The 20,310-nt window shown below is 57.9% G+C and carries 14 protein-coding genes, 1 tRNA gene and 4 pseudogenes; 9 read left to right on the top strand and 10 right to left on the bottom strand.

What is annotated here, in order from left to right; genetic code table 11:
- The first annotated feature begins 85 nt into the window (after window positions 1-85).
- Together ACUDAL_RS08190 and ACUDAL_RS08185 are read left to right on the top strand one after the other, a co-directional pair.
- Window positions 86-886 carry a glycosyltransferase family 32 protein gene (locus ACUDAL_RS08190; RefSeq protein ID WP_444677785.1) on the top strand — a complete coding sequence of 267 codons (801 nt, stop codon included), beginning with the start codon at window positions 86-88 and terminating at the stop codon, window positions 884-886.
- 398 nt (window positions 887-1,284) lie between these two features.
- Window positions 1,285-2,787 carry an SLC13 family permease gene (locus ACUDAL_RS08185; RefSeq protein ID WP_444677784.1) on the top strand — a complete coding sequence of 501 codons (1,503 nt, stop codon included), beginning with the start codon at window positions 1,285-1,287 and terminating at the stop codon, window positions 2,785-2,787.
- A gap of 135 nt (window positions 2,788-2,922) precedes the next feature.
- Here ACUDAL_RS08185 and ACUDAL_RS08180 read toward each other — a convergent pair whose 3' ends face one another.
- A complete protein-coding gene (locus ACUDAL_RS08180; RefSeq protein ID WP_444677783.1) occupies window positions 2,923-5,220 on the bottom strand; it encodes a DEAD/DEAH box helicase in 2,298 nt (765 codons plus the stop codon).
- Window positions 5,160-6,347: a hypothetical protein gene (locus ACUDAL_RS08175; protein ID WP_444677782.1), complete on the bottom strand. Its 1,188-nt coding sequence runs from the start codon at window positions 6,345-6,347 to the stop codon at window positions 5,160-5,162. Before ACUDAL_RS08175 ends, ACUDAL_RS08180 begins: the two co-directional genes overlap by 61 nt.
- A 243-nt stretch (window positions 6,348-6,590) precedes the next feature.
- On the opposite strand from ACUDAL_RS08175, the pseudogene ACUDAL_RS08170 reads away from it, so the two are divergent.
- Together ACUDAL_RS08170 and ACUDAL_RS08165 are read left to right on the top strand one after the other, a co-directional pair.
- Window positions 6,591-6,686, top strand: a pseudogene (locus ACUDAL_RS08170) (ATP-binding protein); the annotation flags it as partial.
- Window positions 6,687-7,546: 860 nt separating this feature from the next.
- A pseudogene (locus ACUDAL_RS08165) lies at window positions 7,547-10,217 on the top strand (sensor domain-containing protein).
- A 12-nt stretch (window positions 10,218-10,229) separates the two neighbouring features.
- Here ACUDAL_RS08165 and ACUDAL_RS08160 read toward each other — a convergent pair.
- The 8 genes from ACUDAL_RS08160 to ACUDAL_RS08125 form a co-directional block, all read right to left on the bottom strand.
- Entirely contained in the window at window positions 10,230-10,742 is a 513-nt protein-coding gene (locus ACUDAL_RS08160) for a CAP domain-containing protein (protein WP_444677781.1), read from the bottom strand.
- Window positions 10,743-10,857: 115 nt separating this feature from the next.
- Window positions 10,858-11,403, bottom strand: coding sequence for a GNVR domain-containing protein (locus tag ACUDAL_RS08155; protein WP_444677780.1), 546 nt, complete (start codon window positions 11,401-11,403; stop codon window positions 10,858-10,860).
- A 26-nt stretch (window positions 11,404-11,429) separates the two neighbouring features.
- Window positions 11,430-12,128: a Wzz/FepE/Etk N-terminal domain-containing protein gene (locus ACUDAL_RS08150; protein WP_444677779.1), complete on the bottom strand. Its 699-nt coding sequence runs from the start codon at window positions 12,126-12,128 to the stop codon at window positions 11,430-11,432.
- Window positions 12,129-12,705: 577 nt separating this feature from the next.
- Window positions 12,706-13,029, bottom strand: coding sequence for a helix-turn-helix transcriptional regulator (locus tag ACUDAL_RS08145; protein ID WP_444677778.1), 324 nt, complete (start codon window positions 13,027-13,029; stop codon window positions 12,706-12,708).
- A 13-nt stretch (window positions 13,030-13,042) separates the two neighbouring features.
- The gene (locus ACUDAL_RS08140; protein ID WP_444679340.1) at window positions 13,043-13,837 is read right to left on the bottom strand and encodes a type II toxin-antitoxin system HipA family toxin; all 795 of its coding nucleotides are present in this window, start codon (window positions 13,835-13,837) and stop codon (window positions 13,043-13,045) included.
- Window positions 13,838-13,866: 29 nt separating this feature from the next.
- Window positions 13,867-14,397, bottom strand: coding sequence for a hypothetical protein (locus ACUDAL_RS08135; RefSeq protein WP_444677777.1), 531 nt, complete (start codon window positions 14,395-14,397; stop codon window positions 13,867-13,869).
- 208 nt (window positions 14,398-14,605) lie between these two features.
- A tRNA-Pro gene (locus ACUDAL_RS08130) sits at window positions 14,606-14,682 on the bottom strand.
- 485 nt (window positions 14,683-15,167) lie between these two features.
- Window positions 15,168-15,413 (bottom strand): hypothetical protein, encoded by a 246-nt coding sequence (locus tag ACUDAL_RS08125; RefSeq protein WP_444677776.1) that lies wholly within the window; start codon window positions 15,411-15,413, stop codon window positions 15,168-15,170.
- A 190-nt stretch (window positions 15,414-15,603) separates the two neighbouring features.
- Between ACUDAL_RS08125 and ACUDAL_RS08120 the strand changes: the two genes are divergently transcribed.
- The 5 genes and pseudogenes from ACUDAL_RS08120 (at window position 15,604) to ACUDAL_RS08100 (ending at window position 20,282) form a co-directional block, all read left to right on the top strand.
- Complete coding sequence (locus ACUDAL_RS08120; RefSeq protein ID WP_444677775.1) at window positions 15,604-15,777, top strand: DUF2970 domain-containing protein; 174 nt, start codon at window positions 15,604-15,606, stop codon at window positions 15,775-15,777.
- A 184-nt stretch (window positions 15,778-15,961) separates the two neighbouring features.
- Window positions 15,962-17,079 (top strand): annotated as a pseudogene (coxB, locus tag ACUDAL_RS08115) (cytochrome c oxidase subunit II).
- Window positions 17,080-17,154: 75 nt separating this feature from the next.
- Window positions 17,155-18,790: pseudogene (ctaD, locus tag ACUDAL_RS08110) on the top strand (cytochrome c oxidase subunit I).
- Between the two features lie 41 nt (window positions 18,791-18,831).
- Complete coding sequence (locus ACUDAL_RS08105) at window positions 18,832-19,425, top strand: cytochrome c oxidase assembly protein (protein WP_444677774.1); 594 nt, start codon at window positions 18,832-18,834, stop codon at window positions 19,423-19,425.
- Window positions 19,422-20,282: a cytochrome c oxidase subunit 3 gene (locus ACUDAL_RS08100; RefSeq protein WP_444677773.1), complete on the top strand. Its 861-nt coding sequence runs from the start codon at window positions 19,422-19,424 to the stop codon at window positions 20,280-20,282. The genes ACUDAL_RS08105 and ACUDAL_RS08100 overlap by 4 nt, the downstream gene beginning before the upstream one ends.
- The last annotated feature ends 28 nt before the right edge of the window (window positions 20,283-20,310 follow it).

Below are 20,310 nucleotides of genomic sequence, written 5' to 3'. Positions count from 1 at the left end.
ACAGCACATAGCATGACTCATGTGAATTTCTTCCCTCGAAGCGGCTGAGCTGAAGCGATTCAAGTTTGCTATAAAGGAGGTTAGAGTGAGAAATTTCGTTGTTTTGGCTTTTGCCAGGCTGGTTAAACTATTGGCCAATATTTTTAAAGTGGCCTCCTACGGCTTTCACTTCCTCTTACCTAACAAGCGCTTCACTATTCCCGAGCGGGCCGCGCCGTGGTGGCCATCGAAGCGTGCGGCTGAGGCGACGGTACCGCGCCTCTTGTGGCAGACCAACTTCACCGACAAGGCGACGCTGCCGGTCTACCTGAACTACCTGTTCAACCGCCTGATGGCGCCGAGCTTCGAGTATCGCTTCATGATCACCGAGGCCCGGGCAGCCTTTATCCAGGAAAATTTCTCGCCCGACATTTTCGAAGCTTACGCTCGTCTTCAGGTAGGCGCGGCCCAGGCCGATTTCTGGCGTGTGCTGGTGCTGCAGAAGCACGGCGGGGTTTACCTGGATATCGACGCCCATGCCGTATGGCCGCTGGCACGGATCGTCAAGCCCGAGATGGAAGAGCTGTTCGTTACCACCAAGCGGGGCGATATCAGCAACTACTTCATCGCCAGCAAACGGAACAATCCGCATCTCGCTTTGATCGTTCAGACCATACGCAACAATATCGAAGACGAGGCCGACAAGAATATCTTCGAGCTGACCGGCCCCGGGGTGTACAACAAGGTGCTGCCCCGGGCAGAGGTGCGCACCCGTTCCTACCGCTATACCTGCAACCAAGGCAACTTTACCAACGAGTATTTTCAGTACATTGACAAGCCCCAAGGTAAGTGGACCAAGGAGCAGCACCAAGTGGAAGTGGTACGTAAGCGAGAGACAGTTGAATAAAATTCAATATTTCCTGCCTTCTCGATGAGTTTTTGAGAAGGTTTGGCTTCGTATGCCGAAGTGTGACGATCCCCTGTTTTCTGCACACTGGCATTTGCGGCTTAGGAGGTGCAGAAGCTAGAGGGGCATGATGCTGCAAGGGCGACATCATTCATTGGTCGCAGCCCTGCAGTCCATCTTCGCAGTGAGTGGCCATGAACCGGCGCCGTATGACTGAGGCCCAAGTAACGGTGTCACGCTGTGGGCTGATAACTTTTTGAAAGTACTGGTTGTTTGTTGGGTTGTCTTCGCTCCTTGCCGAGCGAGTGGGGTATGCCTTCCAACCTGCTAGGTATTGGCCGCGCCGGTAAGACAGCGTTCAGACTTGCCTGTCTCGTCATGCGACTCAGGTGAAGAACATGTCACAAAACACCGGGACGGTCGGGCAGGCACCTTACGCGGAAGCTACGGCCTTCAAGCCCATATCCTTGGTCCTCGGCCTCACCATTGGCCTTGGGGTATTTTTCCTGCTGCCCGATTCACTTGCACTAAATGCGCGCATCGTGGCGGGCATTGCCATGCTGATGGCCACTTGGTGGATGACGGAGGCAATACCCATTCCCGCCACGTCGCTGCTACCACTTGTGCTGTTTCCTTTCTTCGATATCGCCTCTGTAGGGGCCACGGCTTCGCCTTACGCGCACAGTATCGTCTTTCTGGTATTGGGCGGGGTACTGCTCGGATTGGCAACGCAGCGTTGGAACCTGCATCGCCGCTTTGCACTGCTGACCGTGCTTACCGTGGGTACCAAGCCGGCACAGATCGTCTTCGGCCTTATGTTCGCCAGCTGGTTCATCACCATGTGGGTCAGCAACACTGCCACCGCCGTGATCATGATGCCGATTGGTGGCTCCATCATCGCCTTGGTAGCGTCTTTGGGTAACGGCGACGATACGCCTAAGTTCTCGGCTGCGGTACTGCTCGGCATCGCTTACGCCATTACTATCGGTTCCATGGCGACACTGATCGGTCAGCCGCCTATGGCGCTGATGCGCGCCTATATGGAAGATACCCATGGACTCACCATCGGCTTCGGCCATTGGATGCTGATGGGCGTGCCGTTCTCCTTTACCATGTTGATGTTAGCCTGGGTCGTGCTCAACAAGCTGGTGTTCCGCTCAGAAGTCGACGACATCCATGGCGGGCGACACATGATCGAGACAGAACTCAAGGCGATGGGGCGGCTCACTGTGGAAGAGCGCCGCGTGCTCATGGTGTTTGCCGGTGCGGTGTTCTGCTGGGTATTCCTGCCGCTTATTGCCAGGATCACGGCCGTTCAGGAGGCGATGCCCTGGCTGTCGAATATCAATGACACCAGCGTGGCGATTCTCGCCGCCATCCTGATGTTCGTGATTCCTGCATCGAAGGGTAGGGGCGCGCTGCTCGAGTGGACGGCCACCCGCGACGTTCCCTGGGGCGTGCTCATCCTCTTCGGTGGTGGCTTGACCCTCTCGGCCCAGTTCACCGCGACCGGTCTGAGCGCTTGGATCGGTGAGAGCGTCTCGGGATTGGCTGGGATGCCGCCTTTGCTAGTGCTGTCCGTCACGGCCATGGTCATCATTCTGCTCACCGAGCTGACCAGCAACACCGCGACGGCAGCGGCCTTCTTCCCGATCATGGGCGCCATTGCGGTCGGTCTGGGCATTGAGCCCTTTTTGATGACCATTGTGGTAACCTTCGCCGTCAGCTGTGCCTTCATGCTGCCGGTTGCCACGCCCTCCAACGCGGTGGCCTTTGCTACCGGCGATCTGCCGATCAAGCACATGATCCGTGCTGGCATCTGGCTCAATCTAATCGGTCTGCTGGTAATCATCGTGGCGCTCTACACCATTGTGCCGCTGGTGTTCGGCGTTGCGTTCTAAGCGATAACCGGCAGTCCTGGACGGCGCCCGCGTGGCGCCGTCTCCGTTTTTGTGACAGGTCAGGGCAAATCGCCGCTGCGGACCACGGCCTTGCGTTCTTCATTGAGCCGATGATCGGCTTTCGGCACCAGCAAGTTAGCCAACCTCAGACTTCTTTGCAGAACTCTGGCTTGGCAGCAGCATATCTCCAGCAGGAAAGCCCTCCAGACGGGCGCTACACTCGTCGAAATACGCGAAGCGCCCCCAGGCCACTCGATCCCCCACCATATAAAGCCGACGCTTCGCACGACTCACGGCGACATTGACCAGATTCGGTGTCTCGGAGGCCCAGGCTTTGGCGCCGTTACGCGCCGGATCACCTCCCAGTACCAGGATGACCACGTTGGCCTCCCGTCCCTGTACGGTATGGATGGTGCCCGCGCGCAGCCCGGGATACTCCTTGGCGACGGTCTGCAAGTTCGCCACCACGCTACGGAATGGGGAAATCAAGAAGATCTCCTCGGCGGCGACGTTTGCCTGCTGCAACTGCTGGATTAGCGCCCGAACCGCGTCACCCTCCGCCGGTATCCAGTGGCCGCGTGCGTCCCTGGCCGGAATGTTGATCCAGGCACTGGGAGGAAGGTCGAGCGGCTCATTGGACTTACCGTGCACCATGGCATTGGCATAAGCGACGGCATTGGAAATCTCGAACATCGGACTGTCACAGCGGCGATGCACCAGGAGGGGCATGCCGACCCAGGTATCGCCAATCCGACTACCGTGTGAGCTTGCCTGATCGGCGAGAGCCTGCACGGAAGTGAACCCGGGTAGCCAATCTGTGCTGACGTCATGGCTGGTCGCCAGCACGCCTTGGAGTCGATCCGGCACCGTGACGACCGGCTGAAGCTGGAGCGGATCGCCAACGACCAAGGCTCGCCGGGCGCGCCATAGGGCACCCGCGGCGGCCTGTGGCGTCGCTTGCCCAGCCTCATCAATCATCAGCCACCCAATGCTCTCACGGCCGAGATGCTGAAACTGCCGATGGAAGGAGGCAAACGTCGTGGAGACCACCGGCACCAGCAGGAACAGTGAAGCCCACAGGGATTGCGCCACTGGCGCCTCGAGGTCTGCCGGCGCCTCGCCTCGCAATAACTTCACCATCCCGCGCAGGTTGTGCTGCAGAGGCTTGCCCGCGCCAAAGACAAAGGCGTCATGCAGATCCAGGGCGGCGATAAAGACCCTCATGCGCGCAGCATCCCATTCGGGATCGGCCCAGGGCGACAGTACCTCCTTCACCTGCGGTGGCTCACGCATATGCTTGAGCGTGACACAGTGGGCCTCGCCGAAGGTCGCCCGGTATTGCGCGACTACCTGGGTATAGCCCTGGTAAGCGGACTCGAGATTGGCCATCGACGAGACGCACTCATCAATCGCTTTCTTCTGTCGGATGTGCCTCTTCTCGGCACTAACAAGCTGCTGCTTCGTTTCCCGGACACGAGCCAACTGATCGGGGATCGCAGCCGCCAGCGCCTCCTCACATAAGGACTCGCACGCCGCCAGGAGTTTCTCTTGTGCAGCAAACCAGGCTTGCTCACATTGTTTCAATGTCTGGTGAGCCTTGGCATATTCCGCCTCGTGCTGGTCACGCAATGCCTCCCAGGCAACGACGCGCCTCGAGGTAAAAAGGCGATGCCACAGCTGGAGAGTTCGGGACGGGCGATGGTCGTTATGGTGGTTCCTGTTCCTCTCGGCGCGCTGTGCCTGCTTCTCGGCTTCCGCCCGCTGACGCTCGCGGACCTCAATGCGCATCGTCGCCTCGACTTGCTGGCGCTCACGCGCCTGGCGGACCTCCGCAAGCGCCTGCGCTTGTGCTTGCTGGGCCAGGGCGTAGGTATGGCGGCAACGTTCCAGCTCTGCCGCGATGGCGTCGTGTTCACCCTGTAAACGGCGAATCTGCTTGCGCAGCGCGTCGATCGACTTGGCTTCACGCTCCATCAAGGTTGCACAGTTGAATACGCGCTGGCGCTCGTGACGCAATCGCGCCTCCTCGGCCAGGGCGGCCTGGAAGGCGTGAACGGCTTCATTCCAAGGCAGAATGCCGCTTGGACGCTCGCCCTTGAGCGTGATATGGGCACGCCGATGCCCAGGTTCCTTAGGTGATTCGTTCCCCCAAAAGGCATCCGCGAAGGTGCGGCGATTCGCACTGCGGCCCAGGCAAGCCGCCAACAGTGACCACGCCTCCTGTCCCTCGGGCAGCAAGGTCGAGGCAATCTCGGTAAAGGGGCTCTCTCGCTGGGCCAGCGGCGCATCCACGTCCTCGAGGCGAGGGAATTCCAGCGTGATGTTCTCCACCGCGCCATTGTTACTCGAAGCGACAACGATCCCGAAGTCACTCAGCGAGGCGTCAAGGCGGCTGTATTTTTGCTTCCAGCCTGCGGTCGCCCAGGCGTCCACCAGCGGGGCGAATGCCGCGGCCGGCGTCGAAAACCTCGCCAACACCTCGGCGCGCTGAACAATGACCCCCGCCACGATATCTTTGAGCAGGGTGGTCTTGCCGGTACCGGGGGGCCATTCACAGCCACCATCCCGCCTGCGCTCCCGCCCAGGGTGCGAAACGCATGATTGACCGCGAGCTGCTGACTGAAGACAAGGGGAAAGCGGCCTTTGCCAGGCCAGCGACCCTTGGGGTAGCGGGCAGGTTCCAACAGCTGCCAGGCCTGCCCGACGTCTTCGCGTAGATCGATCTGCTGCAGCGGACGTTGGCCCAGGTATTGCGCCAATGCCGACCCTATTTCCCCGCGTGATACCGCGGCCTGCACCTGCGCTAGATCGGTCAGGAAAAGACTGTTCAGCATTCCCAGCTCCGAACTCGCCAAAGCACTCACCGTTGCCGGTGGGGAAGGCTTGGGTTCGCGCGTGTCGGCCTCTTTGGGCGGCTCGACGATATCCTCAGGCAATGAGGAGGCAGCGCTGGGCGCCGGATTGTCTCTCGCGCTGCGTTGGCGCCGGCAATTCACACGACACCGGAGCGTGTTGAGCGCCTCAGTCGGCAAGTGGAGCCGATGAAAAAGCCAACCCAGGAAGTGATCCAGCAGCTCAGAGGTCAGCGGCTCCCCAGCAAGCTCTGCAGCGAAGCGCTCGCGGATCTCTGCATCCACTTCATTGAAGGCTTCTACCGTCAATGCCTCGCGGGGAAGGGTGGTCTTCCCGCTGGCTTGCAAGCGACGCAGCACGCCGTATGCCCAGGCAAAGGTCGGGATGACGAGGGAATCCGCAATGGCATAGCCCGCACTTGACACCTGGAATCCCAGCGAGGCCGTGCCCTGCGGTTCGCGTTCGTCACGTACCACGGTGGGTACCTCGTCGCCCAGCCAATCCTCGATTTCGGCGCGTGCCGCGTTGACCAAGAGGGGACCGGCGTAAACCGCGTAGACCCACTCTTCGGCCGGCTCGCCCCGAGTGGCGTAACGGCGCGCACGGGTACCGTCTTTCACACGCAGGTCAACTGCATCGCACCGGTAAGCGCGATGGGGATGGCCGAGCTCCCAGGGCAGGGGATCGCTCGCGCGGATGTTGTACACCGGCTCCCTCACATCGCGCCCAGGATCTGCCTTGGGCACTGATGCCGGCGTCAGCCATTCCACTACTCGCCAAAATTGAAGGATATCGTGAGGTGCGTCCATTGAGTGCCAGCCGATCAGCTTTCTGGATGATCTGACAGCGTATCAGATCGCCCTTATATCTGTTCGAGATAGCACCACTATGCCCGCAGGCACCGATTGAACCGTACCGGGATTGCCGAGGCTCCAACCTTGAGCGGATGGTTCTTTGATCAGGTCATCGCCATGACGACTCTGGACCGGCTGCTGCATCACTCGACCAGGTGGCACATCAAAGGCGAGAGCTACCGACTGAAGGACACGTCGAGCCGGATGGGTGCCTACTGAAATCTGGACAACCTTCAGTGCCGTTGTCCACCAATGGGGTTGAGCATCGCCCGCTTCTCGTTCCCTGCGCACCTTGTGGTGGCAAAAAAACGCGTGGAACCAGGGATGGTGGCATTTCTCACCCCAGGAACCCCGCCGTTGGTGAGTTCCTGACTTTTTCATCAGGAATTTGCGCTAGCTCAGGCAAACTACTCGAAGCGTGAGTGGAAGTGATGAAATGTAAAATTCTTTGCGGCATGATGAATCTCGTATGACAAACAGGAGAAACGCCATGCTTACTACGCAAGACCTTGAAATGGGCTGTGAAGTGCTGAGCCACTGGATCTCCCAGGCACTTGCCCAGCAGGCCGCAATCGACGCGCTGGCAAACTACATTTGCTGACGCTAGGCCCAAGGACCACGGAGGGTCCCGTTACCTTTCGGTTTCTGTGCTGCTGTATTGACTAGCTCTGACCCCGCCCTTCACCTTACCTGCCGTTGCTCCCGACCTCCACACGTGTTCAGATTTTGTCGAAGTGCTTGTCATTTCGTCCTCCTGCGCTGATTTCTCCTTGCCATTACCCTTTTTCTCCTTCGTGCGGCTGAGTTGTATACTGTAAGCTTGCACATTGCGGCTGCTGGGCTTCAGATGCGGGTTGACGGATGGCTGCCCATCGGCAGTGCCGGTACCCTATTGGAAGGTTGATAAAGATCAAGTCACCTGGCGATGGGTTTGGTGGCTTGTTGGCTTGCATTGCGTTACGCTTCTCACCTTCAAGCAATCTGTACAGCTTTTGTAGAAATGTGGCGTGGGCAGCGCAGCCAATGCGCACGCTGCCAGAAGGACTTACGGCATGACAAACAAAGAACGGGTGGATGAGGGCGAGTTGTCGCCGCTTTGGCAGGCCATCGCCACAGAGCGTCCCGTCAAGATCCTGAGCCAAGAGCTCAAGCATTTCTATACGGCGGTAGAGCAGAGTCCACTCGCCACGGGTATCACTGACCCCAGTGGTCGCTTGTTGTACGTGAACCAGCGCTTTGTCGAGGTGACGGGGTATTCCCGCGAGGAGCTGCTGGGCCGCACCTCGGCACTCATCAAGTCCGGCAAGACCCCCGAACAAACCTACCAGTCGATGTGGCTATCCTTGCGTGCCGGCCAGGCGTGGCGCGGCGAGCTGCTTAACCGCCGCAAGAATGGTGAAGAGTACTGGGAGTACGAATTGATCACCCCCATTTTGGACGCGCAGGGAAAGATCACCAGCTTTGTCACCGTCAAGCAGGACATCACCGAGCGCAAGCGGCAGGAAGATCAGCTTCGCCTGATGGCCACGGCCTTTGAGACGGGGCAGGCGACGCTGATCACGGACGCCCAGATGCGTATCGAGCAGGTCAATCGTGCCTTTACGCTGATCACCGGATATCGAGCGGAAGAGGTGATGGGCCAGACGCCGCGCATGTTCAAGTCGGGTCAGCATGACAAGGCGTTCTACGACAAGCTTTGGCAGTCGCTGGAAGCGCAAGGGCACTGGCAGGGTGAGATCTGGAACCGCAACAAGAAAGGCAACATCTACCCGGTATGGCAGTCGATTACTGCGGTACGGGGTGATGACGGGGCAGTGCGCCATTATGTGTCTGTCTTCCATGACATCGCCGAGCGCAAGAGCGTTGAGCAGACCCTGGCGCACGAGGCGACGCGCGATCATTTGACCGGGGCTGCCAATCGGCGTGCCTTTGATCGGGCGCTGATCACGGCGGTACGCAGCGCCAACGAAGAGGGAGGTGATTTTGCCCTGCTGTTGCTTGATATCGACCATTTCAAGGCGGTCAATGACAATTACGGGCACGATGTTGGCGATAGCATTCTGCATGCCTTGACCCTGCTGGTGCAGCAGAGCCTGCGTAAGAGCGACCTTCTGGCTCGCTGGGGGGAGAAGAGTTCACCCTTCTGCTGCCGGGAACGCCGTTGGAGGGTGCCTGTCAGCTGGCGGAGCGGCTGCGCTGCGATATTGCCCAGGCCACCATGCCGGGTCCCAAGGTGACGGTTAGCATCGGCCTGACCGCCTATCGCCAGGGTGACAGTGCGCGCGACCTGCTGGCCCGCGCCGATGCCGCCCTTTACGACGCCAAACACAAGGGCCGCAATCGTGTTGAGGTTCGCTCAGATAGCACGGGCAGTGCCAAGCACCAGGCAGCAATAATTGCCAACTTACTCAATCGACCTCGCTTCATTGACGAATATTCCGGCGTGGCCCAGCGAGTACAGCTGACCCGCCTGCTGGAAGAGGCGCTGACGCTGGCCACCCAGCGCAAGAGTTCACTGACGGTCTGTACGCTGGACATCGACCACTTCAAGAATGTCAATGAGCGCCTCGGCCAGGCACGGGCAGACCGTTTGATCCTTTCGCTGGCGCAGCGAATCAATCGCCATCTCGGTCGAGAAGATACCATCGTGCGCACGGGTGGGGACGAGTTCGTGCTGCTGCTGCACGACATTGCCGACGACTCCCTGCTGGAAGAGCTTTTGCGTGTCATTCGCGAACCTTTCGTGATTGGCGAGCGTTCGATCGCCGTGACGGCTAGCCTGGGCGTCGCCAGCTTTCCTACCGACAACGTCGAAGCGGAAGGGCTTCTGCGTCATGCGCAGCTGGCCATGTACCGGGCCAAGCAGGGAGGGCGCAACGCCATCCATCGCTTCGACCCCGGCCTTGACCAGCAGATGCAGCAGTGCCAGGCCAGGCGGCGGCGTTTCGAGCAGGCCATCGCGCGCAACGAACTCTGCCTGCACTACCAGCCGCAGGTGGATATGCAAACCGCCGAGGTGGTGGGCTTCGAAGCCCTGGTGCGCTGGCAGCATCCCGAGCAGGGCCTGCTGCCGCCGGCTGACTTCCTGCCGCTCCTGGAAGGAACCTGGCTGGAGCAGGCCTTGGGAGAGTGGGTACTGCAGGCGGTGATGAAGCAGTTGGCGATGTGGCAGGGCGAGGGAGCCAGCTGCCGGTGAGCGTCAATATCAGCCCTTCGCACCTGCTGTCGCCGCAATTTATTTCGCACCTTACCGGCCTTCTGGCCAGCATGCCTGCGGTTTCGCCAGCTCGCTTGAAGCTTGAGGTGGTGGAAACGGCAGCCATGCACGATATAGCGGCTGCGCTGGAGGTGATTTCGCAGTGCCAGGCCATGGGGGTGCAAGTGGCCATCGATGATTTCGGCACGGGCTTCTCTTCGCTGACCTACCTTCGCCAGCTGCCGGTTGACCTGATCAAGGTCGACAAGAGTTTTGTCAGGGATATGCTCAGCGATACCAGCGACCGGGCCATTGTCGAGAGCGTCATCTTCATGGCCAAACGATTCGATCGGGACCTGCTCGCGGAAGGGGTGGAAAGCCTGGAGCATGCCACGGAGCTGTTGAGCCTGGGGTGTCGCCTGGCGCAGGGCTATGGTATTGCCAAGCCCATGCCCGCCAGTGCGCTGCAGGGATGGTTGAGCGAATGGCCAACGCGGCATGAATGGCAAGGATTGGCGGTTTGCTAATCGGTAGGCCGCTTACCTTGGCTGCGCGAACACCTGTGTCCAGAAAGGGGAGTAAGGCGATTCGGGTGCTTCGTAAGCGGCCGAGCCCATCTCGGTAAAGTCTTGGTTCATGATGTTTGCGCAGTGCCCGGAGCTATCCAGCCAGCCCTCCATAACCGAATCCACATCGCGCTGCCCGGCGGCAATGTTCTCTCCCACCGCCATCCACTCATACCCGGCATCGCTCACGCGGGATGCCACACCCTGCTCGTCCATGCCGGCGTGGCCGAAAAACTCCTCCTCGGCCATCTCCCGGGAATGGCTGAGAGCCGCTTCAGCCAGCTGGCAGCTCCACTCGAGCGGCGCCGCTGCCTCATGGGTATCTTCACCACACTGACGAGCTTCGCTGCGCGCTTCGTTCACGCGGTCGAGCATCTCTTGCTGGCTGGGCGTCAACTCGCACGCTAAAGCGTGAAGTGGCAGCAGCACCGTTAATATACCCAGCAGAAGTATTGCTGGTTTACCAGTAGACAGAGCTCGTTTCATGGCCTTTTCTCCAGTGATAACTCGCGAAAATAGCTTAGTGCATAAGTTGTTTTTTTACAAAGCCATGAGATGTATGTAGTTATATTATGCCCGACTTGTTGAGTCGGGCTTGTTTTTAAATAGCTATTTGTCTACGTTTTTTTATGGTTTTTGCAAAACCAGAAATTACTACCATAAATATCCCAATCATAAATCCGGCAACAACCGCCAAAACCAGCATCAAGCTTTTCTTGGGTGAATCTGGTTTAGTAGGCTGATACGCCCAGCGGACAACCTCGGCAACCTGGATTTCATCCGCTGAAACACTATTGCTTCTTAAAAGTAGGTTCTCTTCTTTTAATCTGTTGTATGTGTCTATAAAGGGAGACTCTTCTTCTCTGGCTAAGATCGCCTCGATTTCCCTGTTATTCTGGAGGCTTGAAATTTCTTTTTCAATTTCACGGATTTCAGCCGTTTTTACTTCTTCGTAAAGATTCTGTTCAATGACCTGCCTTTCGGTTCTCAGGGCTTCGGTGCCCATGAAATACAAAGGTAATCCATTTTGAGAATTAATTTCAGCATAAATAACGTCTCGTTCGCCCTGCTGTCGGCCAAGTTCTCTAGGCGTTGTCGGTTGTAAAATTCCTAACTGTTCAGCAATCTGCTCCGCTTGGCTAAGCAAACGAATTCTTTCCTCTCGTTTTGCGATTAAAGCGTTTTTTCTGCTTCTAGCCTGTCGTAAAGTTGCAGTAGCCGTACTTGATCTGCCTCATTTTGCCGCAGCACAAATGAGCGAGTCGATTCCTGGTATGCCTCAATCATCGCCCGCATCTGACGCTCATTTTGAGTAATAGTGCTTGTGATAGCTCGCTCGGCGCGATTCTCGAGAATGATTCTATACTCTCGCTGACTCCAATGGTAGTAAGAGTTTAAAAATTCAGCACCATAGTAAGGGTTTATATGTTTGAAGCGTAAAGCACCTATTTGATCTTTTTCTGTAGGCTGAGAGAAAAATAATTTCTCCCCAAATATAGAGCGTGCTGAACTTTCAAATTCTTCTTCGTTGATATTTGTGGCTAGCAGTAAAATGTTTTTGGCATTTTCATCTTCTTGAATGTAACGCAAAAAATTTTCATAAGCGGATAGCCGCTGAGACAGTTCCGACGTAACGCTATCTTCTGAGTAATGTATTCCTGGTACGGTGTTTAGTGAGCGCAAGCCGTCTCTAGCATAAGTGTATTCCAGCTCTGTTGTAAAAGAAGGTGTTGTTATCATTAGAAAAATAAAAGCACTCGCAACAGATAATAAAGTAGAGGCTGCGATGATTTTCCAGTTATCGATAAAAGTAATGATGAGATCTCGAAGGTCGATCTCGTCATCATTGTAGCTAGGGGTATAAGTGCTCACTGATTTTTCCCTTTAATAGCTAGAATTGCTGAAATAGTCATTAAATGTAAGCAAGCTGCAATGACAATGTAGGAGTTACTAATTAAAATAACTTTTTCATTCGTTGACAAATACAATAGTAAAAAAATTGTAGCTAGAGTTAAGATCGCGGTTGTCCACATTCTGTAATACACCAGTGCGACGCCAGGTATAATTAGAAATAGTGGAAAGCAAACAGTTGCTGCAACTACGGGGCGTTGAATTAGAGTTCTCATTCCTGCGTACCTGTTACGTAATGCTTTTTTTGATGCAGGCATGTTAGCAAATTGGTTTCGACTAGGAAAGTTCTCCGCCTGGTGCGCAGGATGAAGAGCCTCACTGCATTGACGCCTATCAAGAATGAAACGTGCTGGTTTTGCAATCCATGAAATAATGACTTTGTCAATAGAAAAAATCTTACATGAGCGGGCTGTTGGCTTACAACGTGTTGTTGTTAACCCAAATAGCTGAGTGAAGTGTGTACAAACAGTCAGGAGGCTCTCAGGCAATCGAGCGACCGTTTGGTTTGATGACTTTCTCCTGACTGGTTAAAAAATCTTTACAGGGAGATAGGGGCATGCCTTTCCAGTGCCCGCTTGAGCAACACGCGTTGCCGCGGCACCAGGCCTACCTTCAAGCCCAGCGGGCGAAACACCCGATTCAAAGCGGCAAGCGAGATGTTGGCGCGGTCGCGCTCCAGGTCGGACAGGGTGCGTCGACTGATTCCCACCAGGCTAGCGTATGCCTCTTGCGAAAGCCCTAGCACGTCTCTGCGCAGCAGGCGCAGCGCCTGGCCTTCGCTGATCTCTTCTGAAATTAGTTGGCGCGCCACTTCCAGCAGCTTCTCTTCTCGCTCATCTGGGTTCAATTCACGCTTCTTCATCTCGTGCTCCTCGTCATAGTAGACGCCAGCGCTTCAGCCTTTCATCCAGGTTGCCTAGGCCAACGGCGGGCATTTCCAGAATGCGCTCGGGAACGCCGCGCACACGCAGGCGTTGCTGAAGGCCTCGCAATTTCTTAGCCATGGACTTGAGCTCTTCGAGCAGATTCGACGGGGAGACTAGGTCGCCAAGCGCCTCGGCAATGGCAGGCCAGTCGAACTCGCCGCCTTCTTCAAAGGGCGAGCCCCAGCGTATGGTGCGGGTGACTCCTTCCGGGTCGGCTTTCATGGGGGCGAAATCATACACAGGGGCGTGCCAGATGCCTTCCGGGCGTTTCAACAGTGCCGCATTCCTGCCGTGATTGTCCGAATTACCAAAGGCAACATTGAGCAGGTCGCGTTTGACCCATTCGATGACAAAGCTAGCTCGATCGAAGCGCTCACCTTGTTCAGCTACGCGATATTGGCGCTCCAGTAGGCCCACGAGACGCTTCAGCACGTCGATGTGCTGGAGATGTGCCCCGGGAGCGGCACCCAGCAGGGCATAAACTGATTCCAGCCCATACCGAGTCAGGCCTTCTTTGTTCAGCTCGACGTCGAAGCGTGGCAGCCACAGTGAAGGGGAGCGCTCGCCCTCGATCAGGCGCATGTTACCCGTGTTGATGGTGTCGATCCCCATCGCCTGTAGTTCCTGGTAATAATGGTATTCGGCACGCAGGATGTCGCAGTCGTCCTCGCTTCGCTGTCCTCGGGGAAACTTCACCAGATAATGAAGATCGGCGTTGGCAGGATCATCCTGCCAGGTGTCGATCCAGATTCGATCGTTCCGGTCGCAGCGAATCAGCAGCTTGGGTGCTTCGCCCCCGCCCCGGTGGCGCCGCCGCTGGCGGCTCCCATCTGCTGGGCATATTCAAGAAAGTCGGTATGGCGTTCGACGACCTCCTGGAGACCAAAGCGCCGTTGCGGCAGGCGAGAGCCGGGTGTTCGCTGCGGCAGCGCTTCCTTGATCCGCAGGTTTCCTACGGGGGCGATCGTGCCATGCCGGAGAAGCGCGCTGTCCTGTTGCCCGACCGGCATGTCGTGAAGGCCGAGATGATCGACCCAATAGCGTCGGCTGGCACCGGCGGGCATGATGTCTTCGAGGAAGCCGAACCATCTGGGCGACTGGTGCTTCAGCATCAGTTCCACCGGCAGCGTCAGGCTACAGGCGTGTTCATCGTCGCGAAACATCCATTCCAGCGCATATTCCTGCCTATAGGCCAGGAAGGTGGCTCCGCGCACGCCTAGCGTGGGGTCGGGAAGCTCCAATAAGGCGGCATCGTGCCAGTGTCGGTCGTGATAGATCTGGATAGTGAGCTGCATATGCGGCACCGCTGTGCAACATGATGCTCAATTATAGTCGTGAGATAGAATTTTGAGCAGTATTTAACTCATATAAAAGTTTTTTTCTGCTAAGTGAGCACTCTTTCGCTCAATTTGGAAGCAGGCCGATTGTTTATGCTTTTCCCATTTTAAGCCAGCCAAAACGAAAAACCGCCGCTCGGCATGATCCGTAAGCGGCGGTTTTTACTGTGTTTAATGGTCGGAGCGACAGGATTCGAACCTGCGACCTCTGCAACCCCATTGCAGCGCGCTACCAAGCTGCGCCACGCTCCGACTTTGTTGGCATCGCATCATGACAGGGTGCGGCTTGTCATGCTGTTGCGCTGCGATGCGTGTTCCGGTGGCTAGGAGGTGAACCCCTGGAGCCCCGCGAACGAGGCGTATACTAGCGTGTTGGCCGGCAAATGAAAAGCCCCTTTTATGCTTTTCTTTCAACTGCTTGACAACTTGGGGCCGGTTGGGGTTGCGAGTGCTGCGATGAAGTGCCCTGCTGCGTCCCGTCTCATGTGGCGGGCAGTTACAAGCTACATGAGTAAGGGAAGCGGGGGAGAAGGTCGGTATGCCGCCGTGCTAGGTCGCCAAATACAGGCTTGCGATGCGGGCCTGCATTTGGCGCTTATGTTGATAGGAAGCGGGTCGGCACTGCTACAGCTCTTCCCAGATTCGCTTGCGGATGTCATGCGACAAGGTGGCTACCTGCTTGAGTCGCTCCATCTGCTGGTCGGCGACCTCATTGGCAATCTCCTGATAACAGGCGTTCAGCTTGCTCGGATCCCTTTGTGGGTTTCATAGCACTGGCTGAGCTGACGGCTGGATTCCGCGAGGGCAGAGAGAAACTTTGCCTCCTGCTGCATTAGCTGTGCCAGGTTTTCAATCCAGGCCAGCTGCAGGCGTGACATGGGCGTGGCGCTGTGCATCCACTGTTGCGCCCACCATTCCAGCATGGGGTTGGAAACGTCAAAGGCCTGACTGAAGCCCGTTGGCGTTGTTTGGTTGGTAGCCATGGCTAAGCTCCGAGCCCTCTAGAGGGCGGTCAATGAAAAAGCTCCTGACTCCAGTGTAGCCCAGCCTGAGCGGGGCTTCGCGCGTATCTGCTGCGCTGCAGTATGAAATTGGCTGGTCCTTTCGGAGCGCCGTTGAGCTGGCTGGGTGCGGCTGTGCCATGCTGGGTGGGACAGGCTAAGGGGGTGGACAATGTGGGGAGTGATCAAGTCGGTGCTGGCAGCGTTTCTCGGCGTCCAGAGAGATGAGCAGCGACGCAGTGATTTCGAGACAGGCAATCCGCTGGCCTTCATCCTGGTGGGCATCGTGCTCGCGTTGGTGCTGGTCGGCGTGATTGCCTGGGTGGCCATCACGGTGGCCGGATAGCGCATTTTGCAGCAGTGTTGCGTTGACGGGCGCGTTAGCCAAAAGGCGGGTGGCTCGGCAGTGTATTTCCTGAACCTGCTTCTATACTTCCTGCAGTAGCGGCTAATGTTCCTGAATACGGGATCCGCCCCTGACAGACGGGATGCCGCTGACGACGACAACTACAAAAGATGGGGAGGCGTCGATGCGCACTCTGCTCGCATGGTTGGCAGGGGTGTTGGCCCTTGTCGGCTCGGGCCAGGTGGCTCTGGCTAGCGGCTGGAACATGCCGGTTGGGGTTACCGACCTCAGTAGAGAGATCTACAACCTTCACATGGCCATATTCTGGATCTGTGTCGTAATCGGCGTGATCGTCTTTGGGGTCATGTTCTATTCGCTGTTCCGCTATCGCCACTCCAAGGGGGCAAAAGCCGCCAATTTCCACGAAAACACTACCGTCGAGGTGTTCTGGACGGCCATTCCGCTGCTGATTCTGATCGGCATGGCAGTACCTGCCACCGCAACGCTGAAGAAGATTTACGACCCTTCCGATGCCGAGCTCGATGTGATGGTGACCGGCCAGCAGTGGCGCTGGCGCTATGAGTATCTCGGTGAGGATGTTGCTTTCAACTCCAACCTGGCGACACCGCGCGCTCAGATCCGTGGCGACGAGGCCCGCAGCGAGCACTATCTGCTGGAAGTCGATGAGCCTCTCGTCCTGCCGATCAATCGTAAGGTCCGCTTTCTCTTCACTTCCGATGACGTGATCCATGCCTGGTGGGTGCCGGCACTGGCGGTCAAGCAGGATACCGTGCCTGGCTTCATCACCGAAAACTGGGTAAGGATCAACGAACCCGGAATCTACCGCGGTCAGTGCGCCGAGCTGTGTGGCGTGGACCACGGCTTTATGCCGGTTGTCGTCCACGCGGTGGAGGAGGATGAGTTCGACGCCTGGCTGGCTGAGCGCAAGGAGATGGCGACCCAGGAGGCCATGGGGGTCGATCGCGAGTGGGAGCTGGCCGAACTGATGGAGCGGGGCGAAGCCGTGTACGGCAGCATCTGCGCGTCCTGTCACCAGCCCGAAGGCCAAGGGCGCCGCCGGCCTTTCCTGCCCTGGCCGGCAACGAGCGTATGGTCGCGGACATCGAATGGCACAAGGATGTCGTGATCAACGGCGTCTCGGGTACGGCGATGCCTTCCTTCCGCACTACGCTCAACCCTGTGGAGCTTGCGGCGGTCATCACCTATACGCGGAATGCCTGGGGCAACGATGCCGGGGATTCTGTACAGCCCGCTGAAATCGCCGAACGCCTGCAACGCTGAAAGAGGCCACGGCGCCATGCGTCGTGGCCACCCTGACAAGCAGCGCCATAACAAGATAATGAAAGGAGTAGTCCGATGGCCCCCAAGGTACCTCCTCAACCTACCTTTGAGCAGAGCAGCACCGCTGCGGAAGCCGGGCATGGACACGCCCACGAGGCTCCGCCCCGAGGCATCCTGCGATGGCTGCTGACCACCAACCACAAGGAAATTGGTACTCTTTATCTAATTTTCTCGCTGGTCATGTTCTTCATCGGTGGGATCTTTGCCCTGGTGGTGCGTCTGGAGCTGTTCCAGCCGGGCTTGCAGTTCGTCAACCCGGAATTCTTCAATCAGATGACCACCATGCATGGCCTGATCATGGTCTTCGCCGCGGTCATGCCGGCGTTCACGGGGCTGGCGAATTGGATGATTCCGCTGCAGATCGGGGCGCCTGACATGGCCTTGCCGCGGCTCAATAACTTCAGCTTCTGGCTACTACCCATCGCCTTCGGATTGCTTCTTTCCACGCTGTTCATGCCGGGCGGTGGGCCCAACTTCGGCTGGACGTTCTACGCGCCACTTTCCACCACCTATGCACCGCCTTCCACTACCTTCTTCATTCTTGCGCTGCACCTTGCCGGGATCAGTTCGATCCTGGGTGCCATCAATATCATCGCCACCATCCTCAACATGCGTGCTCCCGGCATGCGCATGATGGACATGCCGCTGTTCGTGTGGACCTGGCTGATCACCTCCTTCCTGCTGATCGCGGTGATGCCGGTGCTGGCCGGCGTGATCACCATGATGCTGATGGACATCAATTTCGGTACCAGCTTCTTCAATGCCGCAGGCGGCGGGGACCCGGTGCTGTTCCAGCATCTGTTCTGGTTCTTCGGCCACCCCGAGGTCTATATCATGATCCTGCCGGCCTTCGGAATCGTGTCGGCGATCATTCCGGCTTTCGCCCGCAAGCGCCTGTTCGGTTATGCCTCCATGGTCTATGCCACGGCAGCCATTGCGGTGCTGTCGTTCCTGGTCTGGGGGCACCATATGTTCGTGGTCGGCATGCCGCTGGCCGGGCAGCTGTTCTTCATGTACGCCACCATGCTGATCGCGGTGCCTACCGGGGTGAAGGTGTTCAACTGGGTCACCACGCTGTTTCGCGGATCGATCAGCTTCGAACCGCCCATGCTGTTTGCCCTGGCCTTCGTTGTGCTGTTCACCATTGGCGGCTTTTCGGGGCTGATGCTGGCCATCGCCCCGGCCGATTTTCAGTATCACGATACCTATTTCGTGGTGGCGCACTTCCACTATGTGCTAGTGCCTGGAGCCATCTTCTCCATCATGGCCGGGGTCTATTACTGGCTGCCTAAATGGACCGGTCACTATCCTAACGTCCGCCTGGCCCAATGGCATTTTTGGCTGTCGGTGATCGGGGTCAATCTAACCTTCTTCCCCATGCACTTCGCGGGGCTGGCTGGCATGCCACGGCGTATTCCCGACTACGCGCTGCAGTTCGCTGACTTCAACCTGGTCTCCTCCCTTGGCGCCTTCATGTTCGGCTTTTCCCAACTGCTCTTCGTTGCGGTGATCATCCTGTGTGTTCGGGGGAGCAGAAGGCGCCGGCCCAGGCCTGGGGGAGTTTGCCGATGACCTTGAGTGGAGCGTGCCGAGCCCGGCGCCGCTGCATACCTTCGAGACCCCACCGAACTTTCAGCGCCCGGCGCATTGAGCTGAAGCGTACAGTGCCGGCCTGAAGGAAGGAGGAAGGTGATGCGTGACAACGAGACAGCAGAGCAGCAGCAGGGAGTGCGCCGTACGGTGTGGCGCAGTGTGGCCGCCTTGGTGGGCATGTTTGCCTTCGCGTTTGCCTTGGTGCCGCTCTACGATGTGTTCTGTCGGGTGACCGGCATCAACGGCAAGGTAGACACGCGGGCCCAGGCGCTGCTGCACCAGGAGGTAGACGAATCGCGCCTGGTCACCGTGCAGTTCATCACGCGCAACGGCTCCGGCTTGCCCTGGCGGCTCGAGGTGGAAACGCGCCAGGTGAGATTGCATCCAGGGCAGACCTCCGAGGTCGCGTTTACCTTCAGCAACCAGAGCAATGGTGAGAGCTGGGGGCGTGCAGTACCCAGCGTATCGCCCTCTACCGCCACCCGCCACGTGCGCAAGTCGTCCTGCTTCTGTTTCGAAGAGCAGCGCCTGGAAGCGGGTGAGCGCCTTGAACTGCCGCTGGTGTTCCAGCTGGCTCGCGACCTCCCGCCCGAGGTCAATACCGTGACGCTGGTCTACACCCTGTATCCCATCGAGGGCGCGAAGGCGCCGCTGCAGGCCGGTGCCAAGCGCGATGAAGGAGGTGAGGCATGAGTGGTGGCAGCTATTATGTTCCTGCAACGAGCAAATGGCCGGTGCTGGGCTCGCTGGCCCTGGGGGTAATGATGATCGGCACCGGTATGGTGCTGGTCCATGATCGAGGCACTCCTGTCATGATGCTGGGCCTGGCGGGGGTCATCACCGTCATGGCGCTGTGGTTTCGCGATGTGGTTAACGAGTCGCGCGAGGGGCTTTACGATGCCCAGATGGACCGCTCCTTCCGCTGGGGCATGGGCTGGTTCATCTTTTCCGAGGTGATGTTCTTCGCCGCCTTCTTCGGGGCGCTGTTCTATGTACGAACCTTCGCCGTTCCCTGGCTGGCCGGAGAAGGCACCAAGGGTGCCACGGCGTTGCTGTGGCCAGAATTTATCGCTCACTGGCCGCTGCTCAGCCCGCCCGATGCTTCCATTGCCGGGCCAGCTCAGGTCTTCAGCCCCTGGCACTTGCCGCTGGTCAATACCCTGATCCTGGTGTCTTCCAGCATCACCCTGACGGTGGCCCATGAAGCGCTGAAGGAGGGGCATCGCCGGGTTTGCCGCAACTGGTTGGCAGGCACAGTGCTGCTGGGGCTCTGCTTTATCGTGATCCAAGGGGTTGAATACTACGAGGCGTACGCACACTACGGCATCACCTTGCAGGCGGGTATCTACGGCGCCACGTTTTTTATTCTCACCGGCTTCCACGGGGTGCATGTCATCGTTGGCACGCTGATCCTGATCGTGATGCTGGTCAGGGTGATGCGCCACCATTTCACGCCGCAGGAGCACTTCGGCTTCGAGGCGTCCTGCTGGTATTGGCATTTCGTCGATGTGGTATGGGTCGGCCTGTTCCTGTTCGTCTATGTCTTCTAGGCTGAAGCGGCGAAGCTGCGCTGGGGCC

It is taken from the genome of Halomonas sp. E19 (assembly GCF_052439355.1).
Lineage (GTDB): Bacteria > Pseudomonadota > Gammaproteobacteria > Pseudomonadales > Halomonadaceae > Halomonas.
Note: the sequence above shows the minus strand (reverse complement) of the source record. Positions and strands in the feature narration are given on the sequence as shown.